We start from the raw sequence: 25501 nt of genomic DNA, 5'->3' as shown, positions 1-25501 counted from the left end.
ACCAGACCGAACGAAGCAGGTAGTCGCTCCAGCGATCCAGTGAAGCCCGCGTTGTACCGAAGGTCAGCGTCGGGAGAACGTCACGGAAATTGGATTTGTAGTAGGGAAACGTCGTCTTCAAAGGTGTCTTGCTGGCCGAGTTTGCGGAGATGCTCTAGCAGGTGGTCTAAGGCTGGGGGAGAGGGGGCATCGCTAGTTGCGTTGGCTGGCTGGTGGTGGTTGGCGATCGCTGCTACAAAACTTTCCAATCCCCACACATCGCCGTTGGGTTGGTTAATTTCGTACACGCCGTCGCTGAAAATATACAGGGTACTGTTGGGTTCGATGGGCTGCGAAGCGCAGGTATAGGGCATTTCTTCAAACATACCAATGGGCAAGCCGGTGGTTTTGAGACGTTGTAAGTCACCGCTCGCGTTGGCGGGAACCAACAAAGCCGGTGGGTGACCGGCACTGGAGTAGACCAATTCCTGTCTGCTGCAATAGTAGACGCCATACCAGATGGTGAAGTATCGGTTTTGCTGCCAGTCCATTTGAAAGACTTGATTGAGGGCTTGCAATACTTCATGGGGTTGGTAGAAATCCACATTGGGCAAAGAGCGCGATCGCAGTAAATTGAGCACCGACACTGAAGGCAACGCTGCTCCCAACCCGTGACCGGCCATATCAAGCAGGTACATGACCAAACAGTCTTCATCCAACCAATAGAAATCAAAACAATCGCCCCCCAACTGCCGGGAGGGAATAAACCGCGCATCAATGCTTACTTGACTTTTGTTTTTGGGATTGGGCAGCAGCGATCGCACGTATTCAGCTGCTTCTGCCAGTTCCGCCTCCAGCTGTTGTTTGGAAAGGCGCAGGCTTTGGCTGAGGTGGTGAATCCGCAAACCTGCCCGAACCCGGGCTTTGAGTTCGTTGAGATTGATGGGTTTGGCTAAAAATTCATCTGCCCCAGTATCCAAGCCAATGACGCGATCTTCGGTAGCTCCTCTTGAGGTCAGCAAGATAAAAAAAGTGGTGGAGAGATTGGCGTTGCCTTTCACGCGCCGGCATACTTCCAAACCATCCATCACCGGCATCATCCAATCGCAGATAATCAGGGCTGGCTTAATTTGGAAAGCTTGTTTGATACCTTGGTCGCCATCTTCTGCAACCGACACTTCGTACCCTTGTTTTTTGAGCGATCGCGCTAGCAACTTGCCAATGGCTGGGTCGTCATCAATCACTAAAATATGCGTTGCAGAGGTGGTTGGTTCGAGATCGTTCATTATGGAAATCGTTTTAATAGAAAAGTAGGATATTTTCTAGTTTCGATCGATTTTATCTATACATGCTAAGAGCTCCCTAGCCAAAATGGTGGATGGTCGTTCGGATTTTTCACCTAGATAGCCAGCGAACAGCGATCGCTACCCCCCTTCAAGCAGCGCGCTACAATAGAAATCAAGCAGCAGCTATCCCACATTAAGATTTCCCTTCGCCCAAACACCAAGCTACAAACAAGACACCGAGGGAAAGCGGGAACCAGCTAGGTACGTGTAAGGTCGAAAGAAAATCTAAAGGGAAAAACCAAAATATCTTCGCCATCACTGCACCGAATAAAAGTATCAAGCCTAGCAAAAAGAAAATCATGACTGGTACCCACTGCTAACATCTACATGCATATCCATGCGCCCATTGCTCGCTAAAACATGATGGGTGCAGTTAGCCAACTGTCACCAAGCACCTTCCACAGCAGCCATTCTTTTGATACAAACAAAGTAGAGACCCCACCAAAGCAGCCATTGAGCTATGCTGGCGTGACGCTTGTAGCCAGCAGAATTGATTTGGTTCCCCCAAGCAACACCATTTAGAAAACCATCAATCGAGTATCAAAATTTTAACCGAAACTTTTATAGGAATTCGATTGTTGCGAGAAATTTTATTTTTGCCAGGAGGATATCCCTGATGAAATCTTTAAAACGTATTGTTCGCCACGCAGGTGCTTGGCTATTGCCAGTGACCTTGGGACTAAGCTTAACCGCTGTGGCTTCCGAACAAGCCAATTTCGCCACCCTGCGTTTGTCGCCGGGATTTTCCCCGCAAGCAGGGACCGCCATGGGAGAAACGGGGGGTCACGTTTCCATGTTAAGCATTACCAACCAGGACGCACAAGGCAATCTGTGTTTGGGATATACAGCCTATCGAGATATGCCCGACTATCTCCTGATTTTGGAAGCGGATTTTGACCGTTTGAGCATCGGCGTTGAAGGGCGGGGCAGCGATACCACGTTGATGGTCAGCGGTCCCCAAGGTGGAGACTCTGTCGTTCGCTGCGACGATAACAGCGGAGAAGGGGACAATCCTCTCGTGGAAGATAGTAGCTGGCCGGCCGGTGAATACGCCATTTGGGTGGGAGCAAAAGAAGCCAACCAGCGTCATAGTTACAAATTAGTGGTAGAACCATAATCGCGCCTCCCCAGAAAACTATCCATCTAAAAAGCGAGGTCGCTTGACTCCCAAGGAGCTCGAGCGACCTCGCCATCTCGCCATTCCATGTTTTTTTCGTATGGGATGGGCAGAAAAAGAGTAGTTAGCTTACTTTTCTAGCAAACATAATTGCTTACTGTCGGTTTTTGAAAGCATCCAACCATTGGCGAATCTGTTCGGCAGCAATATCTTTGCCACCCACACCAAAAGCAATGGCAACAGCAACAGCAATGGAACCCAAAACCAAACCGAAAGCGAGGTTGACGATATTGGTGGCAATTCCAATTTGTTGCAGCGCCATAGCCGAGACAAAAGCAATAATCACAATGCGGGCGGTTTGACCCAACAAGCGTGCTTGGGCACTGCCTTGGCTGCTAATGATATTAAAGGCCAAATTGGCGAAATATAGGCCAATACCAAAGACAACGACGCCTACCAGGGCACGTCCCAGAATTTCCATGAGAGCAGCTACCAGCGTGGAGAGTTCTTCAAATTGCAGTACGTTGACGGCGAACAAGACGCCGAAGAACATGATTCCCACCAAAACCACGATACCGGCAATTTCGGAGGGGGTGCGGGTAGAGGCGCTTGGCGTTGTGCCGCTACTCGATGTTTGCTGGGATTGGGATTCGCTTTCTGGGGAAGGTTGCCCTTCGCCAGCGCTATCGGAGGGCGTTGGGAACGGTACCCCCATGGCAGCAAAGACATTATCGAAGCCAATGCCACTTAAGATGCTGGTTACGAGGTTAGCAACGAACCGACCTACAAAATAGGTCACCACCAAAATCGCGATCGCGGCGAGAATTAGCGGAATGGCATCGAGAACCTGTTCCAGCATGGCAATTGCTGGACCGGAAATGGCTTGGATTTGCAGTTCTTCGAGGATGCTGATGGCAGCCAAAATGAAAATAATGGCATACACCAGGGTGCCACCCAGCCACGAAAGATTTTGAGAACCGGCTTGTTGGGAAAGACCAATTCGCTCTCCCAAAGCGTCAATACCGGTGGCAGCTAGTAAATTGGTAACAATGCCCCTAGCCAAGCGCGCAATTACCCACGCAAAGGCAAAGATAATCAGGGCTTTGAGAATTTGCGGTAAGGCAGCCAGAATCTCGTCGAGCAGGTTTTCAATGGGTCGTACTTGCTCTTGCAGACCCAAAGCACCCAGGGCAAAGTAAAAGGCAAACAGCAGGATAAACCAATACAGGGCGTTGCCTAAGTTTTCGTTAATGGAGACAGGAGTGACTTGTTCTTCCTGTTCTCCCATGGCACGGTTGATACGTTCGTCGATATTAAATACTTGCAAGCCCCGCGTTAAAACGAGTTTGGCAATGGTGCCGACAGCCCAACCGCCTACCAACCAAGCGATCGCAGCTCCGATTTGGGGGAGGTAATTGAAAATTCGGCTCAGAAAGGCATTTAAAGGTTGGGTAACGGCATCCAGTTCTAATGCTGTGAGAGCAGCCACAATGGCAAACAGCAGGATGACCCAGTAGACAAAATTAGAAACCCACTGTTCGATAGGAACACTTTCCTCTTGTTGGCTATCGCTGCCCATCATCCAGTTCGCCAGGCGGTTATCAAGGCTACTGCGCATTAATATTTTCTTAACGATTTGGCCGGCGATCGCAGCAATTATCCAACCTACAACAAAAATGAGGATGGCATACACAATTGAGGTAATGCGCTGTCCGATTTCGGAATCGGACCAACCAAACCATCCGCTAATTGGGTTATCTATTTGCGCCCAGATGAGTGGCGATAAGAGTTTCCCAGGCAACAGTTCCAGTGGCACAATGCTATTCATGGCTTCGTCCCAGTAACTTCCAAGCTAGCCCGTTAGTTAAAGAAAACGGACAATATTTAAAGTTTACGCCTCTAGATTTAAGCTGCTAATGGAATATAGTCAAGTTTTTGAACAATCAATTTACATTAACGCGAGTGCCACATTGGTGGAACGATGTATAACCGACAATCAATTAATGCACCTGTGGCTCAATCCTATGCTCAAATGCGAACCTGTGGGGCGTTGGAGTACCGAACTCGGTGCTCGCAGCCGTTTTATCATCCAAATTCCCCTGCTGCAGCCAACTTTGGAAAGCACGGTGGTCCAACGGGAACCGGGGCTTGTGGTTTGGGAATTTCAGGGGTTTTTCCAAGGACGCGATCGCTGGGAATGCCAACCAGAAGGCAATGGCACCCGGCTGACCAACCGATTTGCTTTCCGCATTCCCAATCCCCTCATCGCCTTCGGTTTTAACCAATTTGCCGCCAAAATGACCAAAGAGGATATGGAAGCCCAACTGCGGCGGTTGAAAAATGTGGCGGAACGGAGAGGGTCGGGAAATGCAGGAAGATAAAGACGAAATTTAGAGGTTTTTTAGGCGTTTCGTGACTTTTGGGAGTACGGGCGTCGGAAAATGGCTTAGGAATACATGGCAAGTACTTTGATTTGACTATTTTTATTTTTTATGCATCCAGTTTTTCCTAAATGAATCAATTATCCCCCATTTGTCAACCCTCCATTCTCTGTTTGGCAGAAGCCAGCAATGTTTGCGCTCGGTTATATACTGTCGTTCCCGGCTTGATGGTTTCTAGCTTATTGATAATTTGTTGTAGTTGGCTCTGGAGGGACGGATCGTTGGGATTGCGGGCAGCTGCTTGTTGCCAGGTAGCGATCGCCCGTTGCGCCTCCTCCATCGCCGCTACCGATGCTTTTTCCTGTTGCCAGCGCATTTTGGCTACTTCTAAATTATCTATATAAGTAGCTAGAGTTTGTTGGGCTTGTCCGTATCCGGGACTTGCTTCAGGAACCTGTTGTAACCTGCGAATGGCTTCCTGCCACAAATTAGCAACCCGCTGCCATTGGCTGGCTGCATGAGGTGGATTTTGAGCGGCTTGAGCAGCTTTCATACCAAAAGCTTTGGCGGCTTGAATGAGGGCGCTGCTGCGGCGATCGCTTTGGGTGAAGCTGATTACTTCGGCCAAGTCCCGCTGTTGGGCTTGTAAGTATTCCCTTGCTTTTGCTCCAGCTAACGTATCTTTAGGCACCTGCCGTAACTCATCTATAGCGGTTTTCCAAGTCGCGATCGCATCTCTTTTGCTTGTCGAAGGCTCTACTTGATGGTATTTCTTTTTAGCTTTCTCTAGTTTATCTAAAACTTTTTCAAGCTGCTTTTGGGCATTTTGTTCTTGAAATACAACCGCCTTCATGCGCCCTACCCGAGCGCGTGCTTGCTTAAACTCATCAAAAGTAAACTTCCACGTACATCCCATTAACGTACAGTAAGCCCGGGGCTGGTATCCCAAAAACCAAACCGGTAGTCGATCGAGGTGACCTTGGGCTTTGGTAACTTTTTCTGCTCCCAGTTGAATATCCTCTTCACTTGTTGCTTGGTTAACCAACTGGTCCGCCTGCTCCACCGAAGCAATGGCTTGGCGGTAGTTGTAATCCATACTGGCGTAGCTAGGTAGCAGCAGAATCGGAGCGACCTTGGAAACCGGATTGCGAATGAAGGGATAGGGCAAATTCAGAATAAAAATACCGCCAACCACCGTTGTTATACCAATGGTTGCCCACTTGATCCGATGGAAACCCCTAGGGGGACGGTTGGCACGAGCAGCTCGGCGCAAAACTTTGCGGTCAAAATTGGGAAATACATCTTCCAAAAGATAGCGCAGGTCTGCTTCGGTGACTGGATTTCCCTGCTGCAAATGTAACTTTTCTAACCTTTTGAGGGCAATATTTCGCTGTACTTTTCCCACCGGAGCGTCTTTCGTTTGTTTTTTGATTTCCTGACGCAGGATATCCAAAGCACGTTGGTTCAAGCGAGGCATGATTTGGGTCTCCAACTCGTTGTTTTGCTTGCTGTTGGGGTTAGGAAGTGAGACGAGATCGGCTGGCAGGCAAGATGGTGGTGGATATTTTCTCCTTCTCCCTTTTCTAGCCTATTTCATCGTTCCCATCCACAAGCAGAAGCAAACAGTTTTCCCTGAGTTGGCGGAAAAATGGGGAATTTTCGCGAAATCCCCCCTCAATTTCTGATATTTTGGTGAGATTTATCTTTTGCTTGGAAATTGCTCGCCCTGGGTTACGATTGTTTGGCGATTTTATCTAAAATTTGTTGGATGACCGCTTTATCTTGTGCGTTGGGGGTGCGATCGAGGTAAATTTCTAAATCCTGACGTGCTTCTACCCAGCGACCGGCTTGATAGTACAGCAAACCGCGATCGCGATTTTCCGAAGTAGCGTCGGGAAACAGCATCAAAATCCTTTCCACCGCCGCCAGCGTTTTTTCCATATCCTGTAGCGTCAGATAAATCATTTTTAAATTGGTCAATATCCGGGCTAAGAAACGCTTTTTTCCAATTTGAGTCAGCATTGGTTTCACTTTATCCACATCAATGGATTCCCCATAAATGCGACCGAGCAACTGCGCGCAGTCTTCAGCAAACAAAACCTCTCCTCCATGAAAGGCATCAATATAAATGCCAGCATCTTCAAATTCCGGTTGTAGCAGGAAATGACCGGGCATATTGATGCCAACGGTGGGAAAATCCACCCGTTTGCCGACTTCGGCATAGACCAAAGCCAGGGTAATGGGAATCCCAGTACGGCGTTGCAGCACTTCGTTGAGAAAACTGTTGCGCGGGTCGTAGTAATGTTCGCTGTTGCCGGAAAATCCTTTTTCTTCGTACAAATACTGATTGATGGTCTTGATTACCCGCATGGGATAGTACGGTTTTTGCAAACGAATTCTCAAATCGTCTGCCATGCCATCCAGGATTTCCAGATTGGCGGCTAAATCGAGTTCGGGATATTCTTCCTGGGCAATATATAGAGCCGCCTTGGCAAGATCGATTTGTGCTTCTGGTTGGCTGGTTTCTTGATAAAATCTTTGTCTGGCGAGGGGAAAATCCATCATGAGCATCGATCGGCAATTCGGTTAGCTGTTGGTGGTATCGCAGGAGAGAAGTTCGCCCCTACATTATTTTGATTGTAGTGCTAGGTTCTCGATTCAGCTATTCGCCAAGGGCAGATCGGCAGCGAGCAAACATGCAATAATATTTGGTGCTTGTCGTTTTTGTCGTTGTTTTTCCGGGAGGTTGACCGTTTATACTCGTCCCCTCGCTCGTTTGATTGAAGAATTGCAGCGCTTGCCCGGTGTCGGTCCCAAAACGGCGCAGCGCCTGGCTTTGCATATTATTAAACGCCCGCAAGAGGAAGTGAAATCCCTAGCCGATGCATTGGTGGAAGCTTCCCAACAGGTGGGTGTCTGTCAAACTTGCTTTCACTTGTCCGCAGACCCTACCTGCGAAATTTGCCGCAATCCCAACCGCGATCGCAGTACGATCTGCGTGGTGGCGGATTCTCGGGATGTAATCGCCTTAGAAAAAACCCGCGAGTACAAAGGACTGTACCACGTGCTGGGTGGGGTGATTTCCCCCATGGACGGTATCGGACCGGAACAACTCACCATCGAGCAATTGGTGAAGCGTGTCAGCCACGAATCCATCCAAGAGGTGATTTTAGCTATTGGTCCCAGCGTGGAAGGGGAAACCACTACCTTATACGTGGGGCAGCTATTGCAACCCTTTACCCGGGTGACGCGCATTGCTTTTGGCATTCCCATGGGCGGGGATTTGGAATATGCCGACGAGGTCACCTTGGCGCGTGCTTTGGAAGGGCGACAAAATTTGTCTTAGCTGGGCGATTCCTCCGCATCCGTTTCTGCTTCCATTTCCATAGGCGGTACTGGCGTAACGGCAACGATGAAATCATCTTCATCCAAACGCTGTACGCGCACCCCTGTCGCCTGTTTGGACTGGGTGGGAATTTCGCCAGCACTGTAACGGATGATGATGCCGCGGTGGGTAATCAGCATGAGTTCGTCGGCAGATTTGACGATACGCAGGGCTGCCAAACGATCGTTTGCTTTTCTAAATTTGGTGGCTATGGTGCCTTTCCCGGCGCGTCGTTGCAATCGGAACTGGGAACCGGCAATTCGTTTGCCGTACCCCTGTTGGGTAATAGCCAGCACGTAGGGGGCTTCCTCATCGGTTTCGGAGACCGTCTCTTCTGGCGCGGTTTCAGCGGCCTCTACTTCCAACGCATCTGCTTCGTCGCTACTGTCGCCATCGGCATTCAAAAAGCCAGCAATAACGCTGCTGGGGAAGATATCCATGCCCACCAGTTCGTCATCCGGCTGCAAGTTCATGGCTTTCACGCCGCGGGTAACGCGACCTCGGGGGCGCAGTTGTTCGCTGTTGATTTGGAAATGGATCGCCATTCCCAACCGGCTGCCAATTAAAATGCTGTCGTCAGTCCGGGCGCGGCGGACCCAGCGCAACTGGTCTTCTTCTTCCAGGGAAATGGCAATCAATCCGTTGGTGCGAATATTTTTAAAAGCAGATAGGGCAGTTCTTTTGATGTTGCCCCCTTTGGTGAGCATAACCAAATAGTCATCTTCGGTGAAATCGCTCACCGGAATCACTGAAGTAATTTTCTCGTCCCGGGGGATGGGCAGCATTTGCACCAAGGGCACTCCCCGGGCAGCGCGCGACCCCATGGGAATTTGATAGGCTCTGAGGCTGTAGACAATGCCTCTTTCGCTGAAGAAGAGAATGCCATCGTGGTCGCGGCAGTTGAAAAAGTGGGCGATGCTGTCCGAGTCTTTCAGGTTGGTGGCGGATTTGCCCCGGGTGGCGCGACTTTGGGTACCGAAGGTGTTCAGGGGCATGCGTTTGATGTAGCCCTGTTCGGTGAGCAAGACGATGGATTGCTCGTTGGCGATGAGGTCGATGTCGTCGAGTTCGCCTTCTTCTTTTTCAATGACGGTGCGCCGCGGGGTGTTGTGTTTGGCTTTGATTTCTTCGATTTCGCTTTCTACCAAACCCAAAATCCGTTCGCGCCGTGCCAGGATATCTTGCAAGTCGGCAATTTTGGCCTGAAGTTGCTCGTGTTCTTGCTGGATTTTTTCGGTTTCCAGGGCGGTGAGGCGGCGCAGCTGCATTTGCAGGATGGCATCGGCTTGGGTTTCTGTGAGACCGTAGTTGTTCACCAGTTCCTGACGGGCAGCAGCGGGGGATTCGGCGTGGCGAATCAGGGCAATGACGGCGTCGAGATGTTCCAGGGCAACCAACAATCCCTGTAAAATTAAGTCTCGCTCTTCGGCTTTGCGCAGTTCGTAGCGGGTGCGGCGGGTGATGGTTTCTACCCGAAATTCCAGGAAGACTTCCAGGTATTGTCTGAGGTTGAGCAGTTGGGGGTCGCCATCTACCAACGCCAGCATGTTGCAGCCGAAGTTGGTTTGTAGGGGGGTGTGTTTGTAGAGGTTGTTGAGGACCACCCGGGGGTTGGCATCGCGTTTCAGTTCGATGACAATGCGCAAGCCCTCGCGATCGCTTTCATCGCGGATATCGGCAATGCCTTCTAGCTGTTTGTCGTTGACCAGATCGGCAATTTTTTCAATGAGGGCAGCTTTGTTGGTTTGGTAGGGCAGTTCGGTAATGACAATGGCATCGCGATCGCTGCGTCCGCTGCCACCAATGGTTTCGATATCAGCCACCCCGCGCATGATAATAGACCCTTTGCCGGTGGTGTAGGCATCGCGAATGCCGGAGATCCCCAAAATTTTGCCGCCGGTGGGAAAGTCGGGACCGGGAATGATGCGCCGCAGTTGCTCGTCGCTGATTTCGGGGTTGCGAATAAAAGCAACCAACCCATCGGCTAGTTCTCCCAGGTTGTGGGGGGGAATATTGGTAGCCATGCCTACGGCAATCCCGGCAGCGCCGTTGAGCAGCAGTTGCGGTACCCGGGCTGGTAAAACCATGGGTTCCTGTTGGGAACCGTCAAAGTTGTCGATAAAATCAACGGTTTCAGCGTCGATATCCCGCAGTAGCGCATCGCTGGTGAGCTGTTGCAGACGACATTCGGTATATCGCATAGCCGCTGGTGGGTCGTTGTCGATGGACCCGAAGTTGCCATGCCCGGCAATTAAAGGGGCGCGCATGGAGAAGTCTTGGGCCATGCGGACTAGAGCATCGTAGACGGCTGTATCGCCGTGGGGATGGTATTTCCCCAAGACCTCCCCGACGACACGAGCGCATTTGCGAAATGGGCGATCGGCGGTGAGTCCCAACTCGTGCATGGCATAGAGAATGCGGCGATGCACGGGTTTTAGCCCGTCTCTGGCGTCGGGAAGTGCCCTACCTACGATGACGCTCATGGCGTATTCGAGGTAGGAGCGAGACATTTCGTTACGCAGATCGGTAGGAATAATCCGTTCCCCAGCCGTGTTCATATGAGGTCTAAATACTCCGTAAAAATTCTAAAGCCAAATCTTATGCGAGGTTCGCTAACGGACAAAGCCTTGCCATTGTTTGTCAAAGTTGCTAAGTTGCGTTCAAAAGGGCTTTTCAGATAGGCACTTGCTATGAGAATTTTACCATATTTTGGGTAGGAAAATCTTGGCACCTCTCAGAGATAGAAAACCGGCGGTGGCTCTGTCTTTTGCTAGGATGTTGTTATCTGCGGTTTGAAACGAGCTGTCCGCTATGTTCCCAATTTTTTATTCAGAAAAGTTTTTACAACACCGCTCGGGTCGCTTTCACCCAGAACGCCCGGAGCGCTTGCAAAGGTTGGTGGCAACCCTGCAAAAACCCTACTGGCAAGGTAAGTTGCAATGGCACACCCCCACCGCGATTGAAGAACGTTCGCCGTTGCCATTTGCCCAGTGGGTCCACGCTCAAGAGTATATCGATCGCGTGGCACAGATTTCGCAAAATGGTGGCGGGCGCTTGGACCCGGATACGGGGCTATCTGCTTCTAGTTACGAGGTAGCCCTGTTAGGGATTAACGCTTGGATGGATGGGGTGGAGCAAGTACTCGGCAGCGGCAGTCCGGCGTTTGTGCTTTCGAGACCTCCCGGGCACCATGCTTTGAGCAATCGGGGCATGGGCTTTTGTATTTTTGCCAATGCGGCGATCGCGGCTCACTACGCCCTCAAACGATTGGGGGTCAAACGGGTGGCGATTCTCGATTGGGACGTTCACCACGGCAATGGCACCCAAGCCTTAATCGAATCCAGCCCCGAAATTGCCTACTGTTCCCTGCACGAATCTCCCCACTATCCCGGTACGGGGGATGCCCACGAACGGGGCGATTACAACAACGTACTCAATGTCCCCATGCCCCCCGGTAGCGGGATTCAAGAATATCGCGTGGCCTTTCGCGATCGCGTTTTGCCCTTCCTCAAAAGCTGGCATCCCGACTTGCTGGTTGTCAGTGCTGGCTACGATGCCCACGCCGCCGATCCCCTAGCTAGCATTCTGCTGCAAGCCCAAGACTTCGGCGAACTGACAGATTACGTTCTCGAAATTACGCCCTATACCCTGTTTGGTTTGGAAGGGGGCTACGAGTTGGATGCCCTCACAGAATCGGTTACTACCACCATCGAGCGATGCTTGGCCTTGGGACACCAACCCTCCCAAAGCCGGTGCTAACCCATGCTTTTCGCCCATCTCCTCGCGCCATACCGTAAGGGCGCTCATGGGTGGCACCCCTACTGGAGTTGGACCATCAAGAACCATCCCAAGCCCAACCGGCTTGGTACGTTCGCCTGCGTTTTTGGTGGCAGTGCCCCCTTTCCCACACCCCTCTTTACCAAGCGATCGCATTGGTTTTTTTCCTGGAACAGGCCAGTATCCAGGCGGGCCCACCATCCTATCGCCAGCGCCTGTTAGAAATTATCCCCCCTGCCACGCGGGATGCACTTCTGCAAGTGCAATCTTACATGCTGCGCGCTCGTCCGGCAGATTTTCGCGGTGCCGGTCGAGAGCCCCATCTCTGGCACCACCTAAACCAAGACGACATCCAACGCCTGCCAGGGTGTCTGCTGCTGGTGACTCCGACACCTACGGATGCGTACGGCTACCAGTTGGATGCCCAACCGCCCCACCAGCACAAGGCCGTTTTACCGCTCGAGGAGTGGTGCGGCAGATTTCCCTTGGTTTTCTGGCAACCTCGAAACAGTTTTGGAGTTACGACCGGGGAAACCGGCTACGCCCTTTGGGGTGCCCTACTGGGTTCCTATCAATTGGCGAAAGTGGCCGATTTTATTGGTGACTTGCCAGCCACAACTAACTAGCAATATCCCGGGGAACGCCTTCTAAGGCTTCTTCTTCGGTTTCAAAAATTTCAAAGACGGAATCCATCATGGTTACTTCAAAGACCAGCTTGGCTTCTGGATGGACGTTGCAAATGCGGAAGCTGCCTTTGACTTTATCCGCATCCCGCATGCCAGCAACTAAAGAAGTCAATCCAGAACTGTCAATGAAGTTCACTTGACCGAGATTCACAACCACATGGGGGCTCAGTTTGGAGATACACTCCTGCAACTTCAAACGAAATTGCCATGCAGTCGTAATATCCAAACGTCCGCTGGGTGCTAGGACAATCGCGGTTTTACCGTCTTTGGTGGTGTGTGTTTTCTGGTCTATGTGAATCACTGAAACTCCCCTCTCAATCTATCTATAAAATGCTTTTGCTTGGCGTTTTAAGTATAACCGTTCAAGTATATGCTACCTGAGAAGTGGCGGGGTCAAAAGTCAGCCTCGCCTGTCAGAGCCAGAAAATTTATCCCGAGGCTCTGTTCCCATAATAACCGCTTTGGTTGGCAAGGACATCCTTCCAAATTGGCCGTGCCCCCAAAATTCTCAAAAAAACAACCAGGGGCAGCGATCGCTTTCCTGGCGTTCCCCTTGGTGGACGGAATGCGGTTTGGGAGCAGGCCGGGCGGAAACTTTATGCCTTCAAAGACCAGTTTGCCCAATCTTGTGGTTTGAGAAACACTTCGTACAGTTCGGCTTCGGGGGTATTGGGTTCCGGTTGGTAGCCGTATTCCCAGCGCACCATGGGAGGAAGGGACATTAAAATGGATTCGGTGCGTCCGTTGGTTTGCAAGCCGAAAATGGTGCCCCGGTCGTAAACCAGGTTGAACTCTACGTAGCGACCGCGGCGGTAAAGTTGAAAGTTGCGTTCTCTTTCGCTGTAGGGGGTGTCCTGGCGGCGTTCCACAATGGGTTGGTAGGCGGGGAGAAAGGCACGACCGCAATCTTGCACGAAGGCAAATAGGGATTCCCAGCTGCGATCGCGTACGGGACCCACTTGCTGGCTGATTTGGGCGGCGGGGCCTTCGGGATGGGGACCTTGGTACAGTTCGCCGTCGCTGCTTTGATAGTCGAAGAAAATGCCACCTACCCCGCGCATTTCCTGGCGGTGTTTGATGTAAAAGTATTCATCGCACCAGGGTTTAAAGACGCGATAGTAATCTTGATGGTGGCGATCGCAGGTTTCTTTTAGGGTGCGGTGGAAGTGGACCGCATCTTCTGCTTGGGGATAGTAGGGGGTGAGGTCCGCCCCGCCACCAAACCACCACACCGGTCCGGCTTCAAAATAGCGGTAGTTTAGGTGAACGGTGGGTAGGTAGGGATTGCGTGGGTGGATCACCATGGAGGTACCGGTGGCATAGAATTGATGTCCCTCCGCTTCGGGGCGCTGTTTGAGAATGGAAGGGGGCAATTTGGACCCCCAAACTTCAGAAAAATTTACGCCACCCTGTTCGATGACGCTTCCTGCTTTCATGACGCGCGATCGCCCGCCACCGCCATCTTCCCGGGTCCAGGTATCTTCTTGGAAACGGCCGTCGCCATCCAATTGTTCCAATCCCTGGCAAATTTCATCTTGTAGCGATCGCATAAACTTACTGACCCGTTGGGTGGCATCTTCGGGCGGACGGGCACGATCGTTTGTTTCGGAAGTTGAAGAAAAAGTCATTACGAGTTCGTACTACCAAACACCAAGAACAAGAAAATAAAAAGCTTTCCCAATGGTAGGGGATCGATGCATTTTCTATTATTTCAGGGCAAAAGCGCACCACCGTCAACCCCGCGCCTCCTCCAAGAACCACCACGGTTGCCTCCCTAGAAAAGCATCAGATTCCCGTAGCTCCATCGCAGCAACCATGAGTTGGTTGTTGCCCGCCTGCTGCCATCGGTTGGTTTTTTCTAGCGCTTGTGCTAGCTTCCTAAATAGACAAAATCCGGCGATCGCCGGATATCGATATCCATGCCTGCACTCGAATCAAAAACGATGCCCCCACCTCCGTAGCGATCGCAGTTGCTGGTTGGCTTTTTCAGGTAAAACTCTCGCTTCTTTACCATCCCAAAAGTCAACCAAATAGCTGCCCACCCTATGGATTTTCCAGGACCATTCCGGTCCTTTTCCGCCAAATTCATTGTTGCTAAAAACCATAAAAAACAAATCAATGGTTCGTTTTCTCGTGCCCAAAAATTCAGCAAACAGCCTTCAAAGGGGAGCCATTTATGTCTGAAGAACTGACTGCCCAAGCCATTTTAGAAGCCCTGCGTCCGGTCCAAGACCCGGAACTAAAAAAAAGCTTGGTCGATCTCAACATGATTCGCAACGTACAAGTGACCGATGGCAACGTGCGCTTTTCCCTGGTGCTTACCACCCCAGCTTGCCCGTTGCGAGAATTTATCGTGGAAGACTGCGAAAACGCTGTCAAACAGCTTTCCGGGGTCCAAGAGGTACAGGTAGATGTAACCTCGGAAACGCCACAGCAAAAATCCCTCCCCGACCGCCAAGACATTCCTGGGGTAAAAAATATCATTGCCATCTCCAGCGGCAAAGGAGGAGTCGGCAAAAGCACCGTCGCCGTCAACATTGCCGTTTCCCTCGCCCAATCCGGTGCCAAAGTAGGCATGATTGACGCAGACATTTACGGTCCCAACGCCCCCACCCTCCTGGGGTTAAGCGATGCCCAAGTGATGGTCCGCGAAGGTGCCAACGGCGAGGTTTTGGAACCCGCCTTCAACCACGGCGTGAAACTAGTTTCCATGGCCTTTTTAATTGAAAAAGACCAGCCCGTCATTTGGCGCGGACCCATGCTCAACGGCGTTATTCGCCAATTTTTATATCAAGTACAGTGGGGCGAGTTAGACTATTTGATTGTAGATATGCCCCCGGGAACCGGCGACGCCCAGCTCACCCTGGCCCAAGCAGTTCCTATGGCAGGTGCTGTCATTGTCACCACCCCACAAAACGTGGCTTTGTTGGATGCCCGCAAAGGCTTGCGGATGTTCGAGCAGCTCAACGTACCTATTTTGGGGCTGGTGGAAAATATGAGCTACTTTATTCCCCCAGATATGCCCGAAAAAAGATACGATCTGTTCGGTTCCGGCGGTGGCGAAAAGACCTCCAACGAATTGAACATTTCTTTGTTGGGCTGCATTCCCTTAGAAATTGACCTGCGCGAAGGGGGCGATCGCGGTTTGCCCATTGTCTTAGAACATCCCGACTCCGCTTCCGCCCAAGCCCTGAAAACCATTGCCCAACAAATGGCAGCCAAAGTCTCCGTTGCTGCCCTAGCCTCCTAACCCCTGTCCGTATATCGTCCTCGACTATGTGGCAATCTTCTCTGCGTCGAATTCGTTGGTCCAATATTTTGACCCCCTGGCAAAATATCGACTGGCTGTTGATCGCCCTCCCCACTAGCTTGATGCTGTTTGGCGGTTTGATTATCAAAAGCACCCAAGGGGAGAATCCCCAAGTGCAGTGGTGGCAGCACTGGTTTGTGGGGGTCATTGGCGTTGCCATTTCCCTGGCCCTGGGGCGCTGGCGATACGACGCTTTGATTCGCTGGCGCTGGGCGATCTACGGCATCACCAACATCCTGCTGGTGGCGGTCATTTTCCTGGGAACCACGGCTTTGGGGGCCCAGCGGTGGCTAACCATTGGCGGGTTGAACGTGCAGCCGTCTGAATTTGCCAAACTGGGGGCGATCGTGACGCTGGCGGCTTCCCTGCACGAGCGCTCTGCCTCCCAGATGCGGGAAGTTTTTAAAATTCTCGCGATCGCGGCGGTGCCTTGGGTTTTGGTATTTTTACAACCCGATTTGGGCACTTCTTTGGTGTTTGGGGCGATTACCCTGGGCATGCTCTACTGGGGCAACGCCCATCCGGGTTGGTTGATTTTGCTGGTATCGCCAGCGATTTCCGCAATTGTATTTGGCATCTATTTTCCCGCATGGTTGGTTTGGACGGTCGTAGTGACGATTTTGGCGGCCAGTAGCTTGCCTTGGAAGCGTTTTGGCGCTTTGAGCATTTTGATTGCCAACGTCGTTGCTGGCAAACTGGGACAGGTACTGTGGGGATTGCTCAAAGATTACCAAAAAGACCGTATTTTAAGTTTTCTCGACCCCTCGGAGGACCCCCTGGGGTCGGGGTATCACTTGATTCAATCCCGCATTGCTATTGGTGCCGGGCAGCTCTGGGGGCGCGGCTGGCAGGAAGGCACGCAAACCCAACTGGATTTCATTCCCGAACAGCATACCGACTTTATTTTCTCTGCCATTGGCGAAGAATTGGGGTTTGTAGGCTGTATCGGAGTGTTGCTGGCTTTTTGGTTGATTTGCTTGCGTTTGGTGCTGGTGGCCCAAAATGCTAAAGATAATTTTGGGTCTTTGCTGGCGATTGGGGTTTTGTCGATGCTGTTTTTCCAGGTGATGGTCAACATCGGCATGACCATTGGGTTGGCACCGGTAACCGGCATTCCCCTCCCCTGGATTAGCTACGGGCGCTCGGCGATGGTCACCAATTTTATTGCCATTGGTTTGGTAGAATCGGTTGCTAACCACCGCCAACGATGGCGATTTTGAGAGAATCTGGGGACAATTTCCTTTTGACACTCTCACGAATTCAATTCGTGAGATTCTCGCTTCATTGGGTGTGCCTGTGAAAAGATTCGCTATGAACTAGTCCATTCCCGGCAACAGGGACGCTCAACGAGCATTTTTCCGCCCTGTGGTGGACGTACTGGCGACACTTCGATTCCAAACCACTTGTGCTGCTGCCACGTCTCGATGGGTTCGATCGTCGCAGTGGGAGCAGAAATGAGTTCTTTGAGAAAGCGGCTTTTTCCCTGTATGGACGCCACAATGGGGACAAATTTGACTGGTCTGTTTGGCATCTACTGCCGGCTTAGTATTTACCACGCTTCAAACAGCCCCAAAACCAAATAGACTTGTGCTGAGCTACGCCGAAGCATAGAAACTCACCCCAAGCCGCATCGAGACAAAATTTGGCTCACTGACCTCGCCCCAGCGCTTTCAGATTCAACGCCTCGGCAAAAATGCTGTCAGCTTGGTTGCACAAATGGTGAGCCCACTTCAAGACAAAGTCTCTTCGAGATTTGGTTACATGTTCGTACAATTGGGCGATGCGATGTTGAATCAAATGCCAACGCTTGGAACCCTTTTTCTACGGGTTGAGCTTTGGTTGCAGCCATTTCAGCTTGCCAAAAGCCTGCACGAACAATCGTGGGTGGTCAATCAATTCACCGTCGCTGGTAGCTAAATAGCTTTCCAACCCCACCTCCAATCCGATGGCATGACCGCTGCTTCGGCGTAGCTCAGCACCAGTTATAGATGGTTGGGGAACCTCTACATCAGCTGGTACCGGATAAAATAATATAGTACCCGCTCGCTCTTTTCAGGATTTGTACTTGCTTAACCACAAAGCCCTCGGGAAGCAGGACTGTTTCATTCTCAAGGCCAAACTTTTTAAGAAGGTTCTGAAACTCCCTTCAAGTCTGTCGTTCACCATTTTTTCTTCCCGAAAAAATTTCCGAGGAAGGAAAAATGGACAAAATTACTGCCACTGCTAGAATTTGGCATTTGAAAAAAATTGACAATGAAACAGCCCTGCTCACCGAAGGGAACGAGACTTGAAAAATCGTAGTTTCCCAATTTTCGGAAGATCGATTTGATTCCCTTCGATACAGGTTTCCTTGACTTTGGGAAAAACAAAGGAGCGAAATTGCCCTTTTTTCTTAAAACGAAAAAAACCAAATCCCCGTCGGTACATGTCCACCCCTGCAGTCTCCAAACATTTGAGTGCTTGTGCTGAGTTACGCCGAAGCATTTGCTGCCAGACTTGCGATCGGGGGATTTTTAATTGGGGATGGTCTTTCTTGGCTGGTGTTAATGCCTGGCACTGACTGGCAGAGGTAGGGCGAGGGGCATCGGCGGGAATGATGTACTCGCCTGCCCAACCACAGGCATTGACAGGCGATTTTCGGGATTTGAGCCCATCTTGGCGTTCTCTCAGTCCATCATTGCCAACTTGCCGACAGATTTCCCACCACGACTCCATTGTTTGAGCCTGGCGACATGTCGGCTTGAGCTGAGCCGGTCGAAGCATTTGAGTTTAAACTCTTAGCTAAGAGTCAACATGATGTACGAACATAGATTAAAAAAATTTCGCCTGCTTTTTTAGGTTTTAGCACCTCAACTTGATTGTAACGGCGGCTCAAGCCGCACGGGTCGCTTTTCATCCCTGCTTTCAAAAGTCAGGGCTTTCAAGCTCCCAATTCATGCGGTAAACTTGAAAACAAGTTGGGATTGATTTTGAGGAAAAATTTTGATGATTTTGCCCGGTTCTGCTGTAAAAGTGGTTAATTCTGCAGATATTTATTACGAATTCCAAGGACAGGTACAGCGCGTTGCCGATGGGAAGGTAGCGGTGCTGTTTGAAGGGGGAAATTGGGACCATACCGTGACCTTCAAACTCTCGGACTTGGAATTGGTGGATGCCAAAGCCGGTAAAGTCAGCTCTCCCGGCTGAAGCACGGGGACTTCATGCCTCCAGCTTCAGGTAGCTGACTAGCCTCAGCCCTTGGGGGCTATGTTTTTAGGGTCATGGCACCTACAAATTGCTTTTGGTGTTGGTCGCTCTGCCGTTAACGGTTAAACTGCCCTACCAGGGGTCAGGCAGTGCCATTAGCCCAACCAGCCCGAAAAACATGGGCCAGGAAAACATAACGCTGTGCCGGGGAGGCGATTCCGGCTAGAACCCCGAAAGAGCGGAAACTGCAGGTCTTTTCGCTCTCGGTGGGTGTGGGGAAGGCGACTTTAGTCGCCGTTCTTTTTTCCTCCCAGCGCTAAAGCGACAGGGCTTGCCAACGTATCGAAGATTTTTCGTGCAGAAAGCGAAAAAATAGGTTTTCCTGGTTTCTTGGTTGGGCCAAGGTGTTCCCCAGGTTGCTGGCTGTCAAAAATTGGTTGCTATGCGCTTACCCTTACCGCAATTTTCCCCAAGCGATCGCCATCCCAATCACATTGCGGAGGTGATCGAAACGGCGACAACGGAGTTTCTGTCCCAATGTTTGGAACCGGAGGACTTAAACTTTCCGCCGATGCCGCCTTTTGGTAGTTGGGTCAAAGCTTTTGATGAAGAAAGCAACAATACCATCTACGGGGTGGTGTACCATGCCTGTACGGTGCCTATTGATTCGGTCCATCGGGCGCGGGCTTTGGGTATGTCTTTAGAACAGCTGCGCGAGCAACAACCGCAGATTTTTGCCATGTTGAAAACGGAGTTTCGCACGGCGATTGTGGGATTTACCCAAATCGATCCCTTAGCCCAGGGCAACGGACGCCGCAGCGATGCTCAAATGCCCAGTGGCGATCGCCTTCGCCAGCACCTGCCACCGCGCCCCCCACAAATTCACCAAGCGGTATACCAGTGCGAGGCAGAAGAGATTATCGCGTTTACCGAACAGTTGGATTTTCTACGGATTTTGCTGCAAATTCCTACAGCCCCGGTGGACTCCTTGGCGGCGGCAGCTATCCGGGAAGCCTATCGCATCCGTCAGTTCGACCGCGATTGGTTGGTACGGGCGGGACGCCATTTGGGCATTCTGTTGAAAGATGACTACGACCGCCTGCGGAGCATTCTCAATCAAATTCATCCCTGAAGCAATTTTGTTGAATTGGTCAAAATGAAAGACAAATTTTTCAATTGGCTCAATACGTTTTTGGTAGCCGATGTTTTCTTGGTTTTGTTCGCGTTTGCCTGGCTGGCGATCGCGGTTTTGGGACGTTCTCTAGATATTCCTTTGGGGTTGGATTTATGGTACCGTTTGTGGGAGCCTGTCTTTACCCCAGCTATTGGCTTGTTAATGGCCGGGGCGATTTTGAGCGGTTTGACCAGTTGGGTTTTAAAGCGACTCGACCGCGCCCGATAAGCGCCGTCGGACGCCGAACTTTTGCCGATCCCCAACCTGAGATGGCAAAATGGAGAAACTGGGAAACGCTTTCCCACAGCCTTCTTTTCGCAAAAACCCACCTTGGCAAACGTCTAATTTAAAGACATAATAAAAAATATTTGAGCCTACTATGTTAACCGTGGATAACCTCCGTACTGTCTCCGATACCAAAAGAGCTTTTTATAGCCACCATACGCGCCCCATCAACTCAATTTACCGGCAATTTGTAGAAGAGTTGATGGTAGAAATGCATTTGCTAAGCGTCAATGCCAACTTCCAGTACGACCCCATTTACGGCTATGGGGTGGTTTCTACTTACGAGCAATTCATGCAGGGCTACAAACCGCCACAGGATAAAGATTCGATTTTCGATGCCCTGTGCCAGTCCATTAACAGCGATCCCCAACAGTATCGCCAGGACGCCCAGCGTTTGGAGGCGTTAGCAGCGGAACTGACCCCCGAGAAAACGTTTGAGTTGCTAACCCAACCCCAACAAGCCGCCATTGACGGTCTGGAAAACAGCGATACAGCTAGGGAAGTGCAACAGCAGTTGCAAGCGATCGCCAACCATCCCAACTTCAAGTACAGTCGCTTGTTTGCCATTGGCTTGTACGGCATGCTCGCCCAAAGCAACGCCGGGTGGCTGCAAGAAGATGACAGTTGGAAATCTGGTTTTGGAAAAATTGCCGACGCCTTAAACCTGCCCCAGGAAAAAATCGTGAAAGATATCGACCTGTATCGCAGCAACCTGGATAAAATGCAACAGGCACGCGATTTGATGCAGGAAATCCTGGAGTCCAACCGCAAACAACAGCAAAGGCGTGTCCAACAGAAAGAAAAAGCCCAAACCAAGGAATCACAAGAGGATAACAACGAATCTGAAGACCGTGCTGGCGAATCTCCCAGCGATAGTAGTTCGGAAAGCAACGCCGAAAATCGTTCTTAAACGCGCCTAAAGAACCGGGTACTTAGGGCGCGAGGACAGTGCTAGTTTTTTGATGGTGGGGAAGGGAGCTGGCGCACGAATTTTCCCCAAAGCTGCGCTGCTTGGGCGCTGCTGCCGTAGGTGGGTTGGTTGTCGTCGTTGCCCAACCAGACACCAGCGAGTAGTTGTCTTTCGCTCAAGTAGCCCACAAACCACAAATCCCGGTTGCGGTCGGTGGTGCCGGTTTTGCCCAAGATGCCACTGCGGCTGTCGGCGGCTGCAGCGGCGGCCGTTCCCGTGCCCCGTTCTACGACGCCCCGCAACAGTTCGGTCATGGTTTGCGCCACCCCCGGGTCCAAAACTTGCTGCCCGCGTTTGTGACTTCCATTGTAGATTTCCCGGCAAGTGCTGGGTTTTTGCGGATTGGTGCAGTTGCTGCTATCCCAAACCCGAAGGATGGTATGGGGGATGTGGCGCACGCCGCTATCCACGAAAGCAGTATAGGCACCCGTCAGTTCCAACAACGTCACTTCACTGCTTCCCAAGACCAAGCCGGGGGCGGGCGTCAACTCCGAACGAATCCCCATGGTGTGGGCTAGCTCGATGATGGGTTGCAAGCCCACTTGTTGGGCAATTCTCAAAGCGATGACGTTTTCCGATTGCGCCAATCCCCGATACATATCGACGCGATCGCGCCCGCCACTACGTTCGCAGCCCCGAAAGGAGCGCCCTTGCCAAAACAGGGGTTCGCAGGAATAGGTATTGTGGGGAGATATCCCCGATTGCAACGCCGCGGCATAGGCAAATGCTTTGAAGGTGGAACCGGGTTGCCTGGCAGCTTGGGTAGCGCGGTTGTACTGGCTTTTGGCATAGTCGGCACCGCCCACCATGGCGCGTACGGCACCGGTTTTCCCGTTGAGGGCGACCAAGGCACCTTGTTGGAATCGCAATCGCTGCCCGGTGGTGGCGAGGGTGTGGCGTACGGTTTTTTCGGCGATCGCTTGCATTTGCGGGTCTAGGGTGGTTTGCACGATCCAGTTGCCTTCGGCGGCGACGGATTGCCCCAGCAAGTTTTCTAGTTCCTGTAAAACGCGGTCGTAGAAATAGGGAGCGATGGTCTGGTTGATAATTTCTTTGGCTTTGGGGTTAACTTCAATGGGCGATCGCCGGGCGCGGTCGGCTTCTTCTGGGGAAATCATGCCCAGGGTGCGCATGCGCTGCAAAACCCCGTTGCGCTGGCGGATGGCACGTTCGTAGTTTTGTACGGGGTTGAAGCTGTTGGGGGCTGGTAAAATTCCCACTAGGGTTGCCGCTTCTGAGAGGGTTAAATCCCGCGCCGATTTGTCAAAGTAAAATTGGGCGGCATCTTCAAATCCGTACAAGTTCAACCCCAAAAAGACTTGGTTGAGATAGCTTTTTAACAGTTGGTCTTTGCTGTAAAACATTTCCAACCGTAAGGCTACAGCTGCTTCGCGCAGTTTCCGGGCGGCAGAATCTTCCGTCCCTACGTAGTCGCGAAACAAACTTCTAGCCAGCTGTTGGGTAATGGTACTGGCCCCTTCGCGAATTTCGCCACCGCGCAGGTTGACCACCATTGCCCGTACAACGCCAATGGGGTCGATGCCAAGATGCCAGTAAAAGCGGCTGTCTTCCGAAGCGATCGCAGCTGCTACCAAATCTTCGTCGAATTGTTCCAAACGGGGAATTTCTACGTGGGTGTTGCCCGATTCTTCCCGCAGGAGGGTTTCCCCGTCGCGGGCGTACACGGCCACCGGTCCGGTGATGGAGATTTCCTCTAGCGATCGCTGCAGTTTGGGATTTTGCCATTCCAGTCCGATCCAAACCGCTGCCACCAAGCTCACGCCAAATAGGCCGTAACAACCCCAATGGAAGAGGCGCTGGTACCACGGGGGTGGATTGACATACTGGATGCGAACTGCTTTAGCCAAATCCGGCGGTCCTAGGGTAAGAAAGTCTCCGTGGCGCAGGGGCAACTGGCGAACGCGGCGCTTGCCTTGATAGATACCGTTACTGGAACCAGCATCTTCCAGAATGAAGCGGGGGCGGTGGCTGTGGCGATCGCGGGTGAGGGAGAGGTGTTTTTTGCTGGCAAGGGAGCTGCTGACCACAATGTCGCAGAATTTGCTGGAACGACCGAGCAGGTAATATTCGCCCACCAAGGGATAGACATCCGCCCGGTCGCTATCGGCATCTTGCACCCAAAGTTCGGGAACCCTAGCATTCGGGTTGAGGAGGAGTTGGGAAAAGTTAACCTTTCCCGGAATGGTTTTGACCGCCTGCGTTGCGTTGGTGAGAATGGTTTGAATCTTGCGAGGGGGTGGAGGGGAACTCATGGGTTAGCTGGAAATTGTGGCAGCTGGCAAGCTCTTAACAAAATTGCCCAGCCGGAAACTGGTGCTGGTGTCGTTTGCTTACCATTGTACTTGTGGAGTTGCAACTTTTCGTCCCGGGGCATCTCGATCGTAGCCAATCGTTGCGAGAGACATTTACGAACGGTCCTGGGTTTCTCTTTTTTTCCCTCGGGAAGGGGGTTGGAAAAAGGTCAGCAATAACAAGACGATGCCCACATTGATGAAAACGTCGGCGAGATTGAATATGGGAAACTGAATGAGCCGAAAATCGAGAAAATCGACTACTTCCCCGGCAAAAAAGCGATCGATGCCATTGCCCAAGGCACCGCCGAGAATAAAACCATATCCCGCTTGTTCGGAGCGCGGCAGGCGCGAAGCCCACGTTCCCAATGCAATCAATCCCAGGCTAACGCCTAAAGAAAGCCAGCGCAACCATTCGCCCTGTTCGGCAAACAAACTAAAAGCAGCGCCTTTATTAGTGACAAAAGTAAAGTGGAAGACTTGTGCCCAGAGGGGTTGGCTCTCTCCCAGGTCAAAATTTTGGAGAACCCACCATTTGCTCAGGCGATCGCAAACGAGGCTAATCAGGGCAGCTATCCAAAAGAGGCGATTCTTGAATCTCATCAGGCGCTTGGTTGCATGTTTCCCGTTCCAGGGGCAGGAAGCTTTGGGAGGCTAAACAATTTGACTGAGAAGATTTCCCAAACAAAACACAATAAACTTATTATAGCTTTTCTGCTTGCTAGAGGAAACGATTTTGTTGCCCGTTGCAGCCGTTCAATAAAATAAAATATGCCGCAGAAAAAAAGCGATCGCGGCAATCGCACAGGCAACAATGGCGTGGCTGCCGAGGGGATGCCAAGAGTACATCAAAGCATCTTGCCAAAAAGGGTCTAGCGACTCGGAGAGTTTCCCTTGAATAGTATACAAAATCCCCAAATAGCTCATCCCCACCACATGGATCCCCAACAAGCCGCTAAAGCAACTAATGGCTAAAAATTCCAATCGCGGTGGCAGCCAAAAAGATAAAACGCCACACAACCATCCCCCCAACACAAACCCCAAAATATAACCAAAGGTGGGTTCACCGATATACTCCCAACCGCCACCTTGAGCAAAAATCGGAAACCAAGTCAAGCCCAAAAGAATATAGGAAACTTGAGAGAGAAAAGCGGCGGTTTTCCCTCCCAAACAGCCTACAAAGAGAACGGCACCTACCTGATAGGTGACACCTAAGGAATATACCTTAACCCCTTGTTGGGGCCAATCCCAGGGAAAGTTGGCAATTGAGGCTTCTAAAAACGTGCCACCAACGGTCAAAAGCAAGCCAATTAACGACCATACAAGTTGCAAAGGGGTGGGCACGGGAATTTCAAAATTAGAAAATGACCAGGTAGGCATAGCGAACAAGGCGTTCCAGGATGAAGGACCGAATCCCAGAACGCACGTGTTGGGATTCAGTGTTCCTTCATCCTCTCATAGCCATTGATTAATGCCTAGTGAACGCGACTAGCGATTCATTGCTACGCAATAGAATCGTAGCTTCCCCATCCTGCTACCACCAGAGGGAGGCGGCGCTCTCGCCTACTGCCAGGAACTTCTGCGGTCGCAGCA

At 51.3% G+C, this 25501-nt stretch carries 24 protein-coding genes; 12 read left to right on the top strand and 12 right to left on the bottom strand.

Annotated elements, in window-relative coordinates; all coding sequences use genetic code 11:
* Nucleotides 1–80: 80 nt before the first annotated feature.
* Nucleotides 81–1265 carry a SpoIIE family protein phosphatase gene (locus tag AS151_RS11810; protein WP_071517260.1) on the bottom strand — a complete coding sequence of 395 codons (1185 nt, stop codon included), beginning with the start codon at nt 1263–1265 and terminating at the stop codon, nt 81–83.
* 676 nt (nt 1266–1941) lie between these two features.
* Between AS151_RS11810 and AS151_RS11805 the strand changes: the two genes are divergently transcribed.
* A complete protein-coding gene (locus AS151_RS11805) occupies nt 1942–2442 on the top strand; it encodes a hypothetical protein (RefSeq protein ID WP_071517259.1) in 501 nt (166 codons plus the stop codon).
* Nucleotides 2443–2596: 154 nt separating this feature from the next.
* Here the strand turns inward: AS151_RS11805 and AS151_RS11800 are convergent, their stop codons facing one another.
* Nucleotides 2597–4270 (bottom strand): mechanosensitive ion channel, encoded by a 1674-nt coding sequence (locus tag AS151_RS11800; RefSeq protein WP_084639540.1) that lies wholly within the window; start codon nt 4268–4270, stop codon nt 2597–2599.
* An 88-nt stretch (nt 4271–4358) separates the two neighbouring features.
* Here AS151_RS11800 and AS151_RS11795 point away from each other — a divergent pair, with 88 nt between their 5' ends.
* Nucleotides 4359–4823, top strand: coding sequence for an SRPBCC family protein (locus tag AS151_RS11795; protein ID WP_071517258.1), 465 nt, complete (start codon nt 4359–4361; stop codon nt 4821–4823).
* A gap of 154 nt (nt 4824–4977) precedes the next feature.
* On the opposite strand, the gene AS151_RS11790 is transcribed toward AS151_RS11795, so the two are convergent.
* Together AS151_RS11790 and AS151_RS11780 are read right to left on the bottom strand one after the other, a co-directional pair.
* Nucleotides 4978–6300: a hypothetical protein gene (locus AS151_RS11790; RefSeq protein WP_071517257.1), complete on the bottom strand. Its 1323-nt coding sequence runs from the start codon at nt 6298–6300 to the stop codon at nt 4978–4980.
* A 254-nt stretch (nt 6301–6554) separates the two neighbouring features.
* Nucleotides 6555–7388, bottom strand: coding sequence for a tetratricopeptide repeat protein (locus AS151_RS11780; RefSeq protein WP_343327431.1), 834 nt, complete (start codon nt 7386–7388; stop codon nt 6555–6557).
* Between the two features lie 181 nt (nt 7389–7569).
* Between AS151_RS11780 and recR the strand changes: the two genes are divergently transcribed.
* On the top strand, nt 7570–8169 hold the full coding sequence (gene recR / locus AS151_RS11775) for a recombination mediator RecR (RefSeq protein WP_071517255.1): 600 nt from the start codon (nt 7570–7572) through the stop codon (nt 8167–8169).
* On the opposite strand, the gene gyrA is transcribed toward recR, so the two are convergent.
* The gene (gene gyrA / locus AS151_RS11770) at nt 8166–10766 is read right to left on the bottom strand and encodes a DNA gyrase subunit A (RefSeq protein WP_071517254.1); all 2601 of its coding nucleotides are present in this window, start codon (nt 10764–10766) and stop codon (nt 8166–8168) included. The two genes, recR and gyrA, sit on opposite strands and share 4 nt — an antisense overlap.
* A 253-nt stretch (nt 10767–11019) precedes the next feature.
* Between gyrA and AS151_RS11765 the strand changes: the two genes are divergently transcribed.
* Together AS151_RS11765 and AS151_RS11760 are read left to right on the top strand one after the other, a co-directional pair.
* Nucleotides 11020–11967: a histone deacetylase gene (locus tag AS151_RS11765; protein WP_071517253.1), complete on the top strand. Its 948-nt coding sequence runs from the start codon at nt 11020–11022 to the stop codon at nt 11965–11967.
* A 50-nt stretch (nt 11968–12017) separates the two neighbouring features.
* Nucleotides 12018–12611 carry a CpcT/CpeT family chromophore lyase gene (locus AS151_RS11760; protein ID WP_084639539.1) on the top strand — a complete coding sequence of 198 codons (594 nt, stop codon included), beginning with the start codon at nt 12018–12020 and terminating at the stop codon, nt 12609–12611.
* On the opposite strand, the gene AS151_RS11755 is transcribed toward AS151_RS11760, so the two are convergent.
* From AS151_RS11755 to AS151_RS22120, 3 genes are all read right to left on the bottom strand, one after another.
* Nucleotides 12604–12972, bottom strand: coding sequence for an STAS domain-containing protein (locus AS151_RS11755; RefSeq protein WP_071517252.1), 369 nt, complete (start codon nt 12970–12972; stop codon nt 12604–12606). The two genes, AS151_RS11760 and AS151_RS11755, sit on opposite strands and share 8 nt — an antisense overlap.
* A gap of 295 nt (nt 12973–13267) precedes the next feature.
* On the bottom strand, nt 13268–14299 hold the full coding sequence (gene hemF / locus AS151_RS11750; protein WP_071517251.1) for an oxygen-dependent coproporphyrinogen oxidase: 1032 nt from the start codon (nt 14297–14299) through the stop codon (nt 13268–13270).
* A gap of 242 nt (nt 14300–14541) precedes the next feature.
* The gene (locus AS151_RS22120; protein ID WP_170861379.1) at nt 14542–14685 is read right to left on the bottom strand and encodes a hypothetical protein; all 144 of its coding nucleotides are present in this window, start codon (nt 14683–14685) and stop codon (nt 14542–14544) included.
* 162 nt (nt 14686–14847) lie between these two features.
* Here AS151_RS22120 and AS151_RS11740 point away from each other — a divergent pair, with 162 nt between their 5' ends.
* The 3 genes from AS151_RS11740 to AS151_RS22115 all read left to right on the top strand — a co-directional run bounded on the left by AS151_RS11740 (nt 14848) and on the right by AS151_RS22115 (nt 17898).
* Nucleotides 14848–15921, top strand: a complete 1074-nt coding sequence (locus AS151_RS11740; RefSeq protein WP_071517249.1) for an Mrp/NBP35 family ATP-binding protein — start codon at nt 14848–14850, stop codon at nt 15919–15921.
* A 26-nt stretch (nt 15922–15947) separates the two neighbouring features.
* Nucleotides 15948–17201 (top strand): rod shape-determining protein RodA, encoded by a 1254-nt coding sequence (gene rodA, locus AS151_RS11735; RefSeq protein WP_071517248.1) that lies wholly within the window; start codon nt 15948–15950, stop codon nt 17199–17201.
* A gap of 541 nt (nt 17202–17742) precedes the next feature.
* On the top strand, nt 17743–17898 hold the full coding sequence (locus tag AS151_RS22115; RefSeq protein WP_170861378.1) for a hypothetical protein: 156 nt from the start codon (nt 17743–17745) through the stop codon (nt 17896–17898).
* A 351-nt stretch (nt 17899–18249) separates the two neighbouring features.
* On the opposite strand, the gene AS151_RS11725 is transcribed toward AS151_RS22115, so the two are convergent.
* Nucleotides 18250–18744 carry a helix-turn-helix domain-containing protein gene (locus AS151_RS11725; protein WP_343327430.1) on the bottom strand — a complete coding sequence of 165 codons (495 nt, stop codon included), beginning with the start codon at nt 18742–18744 and terminating at the stop codon, nt 18250–18252.
* Between the two features lie 222 nt (nt 18745–18966).
* On the opposite strand from AS151_RS11725, the gene AS151_RS11720 reads away from it, so the two are divergent.
* The 4 genes from AS151_RS11720 to psb29 all read left to right on the top strand — a co-directional run bounded on the left by AS151_RS11720 (nt 18967) and on the right by psb29 (nt 21536).
* Entirely contained in the window at nt 18967–19167 is a 201-nt protein-coding gene (locus AS151_RS11720; RefSeq protein ID WP_071517245.1) for an NAD(P)H dehydrogenase subunit NdhS, read from the top strand.
* A 442-nt stretch (nt 19168–19609) separates the two neighbouring features.
* Nucleotides 19610–20299 carry an HAS-barrel domain-containing protein gene (locus AS151_RS11715; protein WP_071517261.1) on the top strand — a complete coding sequence of 230 codons (690 nt, stop codon included), beginning with the start codon at nt 19610–19612 and terminating at the stop codon, nt 20297–20299.
* A 24-nt stretch (nt 20300–20323) separates the two neighbouring features.
* Nucleotides 20324–20569 carry a hypothetical protein gene (locus AS151_RS11710; protein ID WP_071517244.1) on the top strand — a complete coding sequence of 82 codons (246 nt, stop codon included), beginning with the start codon at nt 20324–20326 and terminating at the stop codon, nt 20567–20569.
* A 151-nt stretch (nt 20570–20720) separates the two neighbouring features.
* Nucleotides 20721–21536, top strand: coding sequence for a photosystem II biogenesis protein Psp29 (gene psb29, locus AS151_RS11705; RefSeq protein WP_071517243.1), 816 nt, complete (start codon nt 20721–20723; stop codon nt 21534–21536).
* Between the two features lie 41 nt (nt 21537–21577).
* Here psb29 and AS151_RS11700 read toward each other — a convergent pair whose 3' ends face one another.
* The 3 genes from AS151_RS11700 to AS151_RS11690 form a co-directional block, all read right to left on the bottom strand.
* Complete coding sequence (locus AS151_RS11700; RefSeq protein WP_071517242.1) at nt 21578–23869, bottom strand: PBP1A family penicillin-binding protein; 2292 nt, start codon at nt 23867–23869, stop codon at nt 21578–21580.
* A 153-nt stretch (nt 23870–24022) separates the two neighbouring features.
* Nucleotides 24023–24511, bottom strand: coding sequence for a signal peptidase II (gene lspA, locus AS151_RS11695; protein WP_071517241.1), 489 nt, complete (start codon nt 24509–24511; stop codon nt 24023–24025).
* Nucleotides 24512–24664: 153 nt separating this feature from the next.
* Nucleotides 24665–25288 carry a biotin transporter BioY gene (locus AS151_RS11690; RefSeq protein ID WP_071517240.1) on the bottom strand — a complete coding sequence of 208 codons (624 nt, stop codon included), beginning with the start codon at nt 25286–25288 and terminating at the stop codon, nt 24665–24667.
* Nucleotides 25289–25501 lie beyond the last annotated feature (213 nt).

The sequence above is a fragment of the Geitlerinema sp. PCC 9228 genome (genome assembly GCF_001870905.1).
In the GTDB taxonomy this organism is placed as follows: Bacteria; Cyanobacteriota; Cyanobacteriia; order Cyanobacteriales; family PCC-9228; genus PCC-9228.
This window is presented reverse-complemented; position numbering and strand designations above follow the sequence as displayed.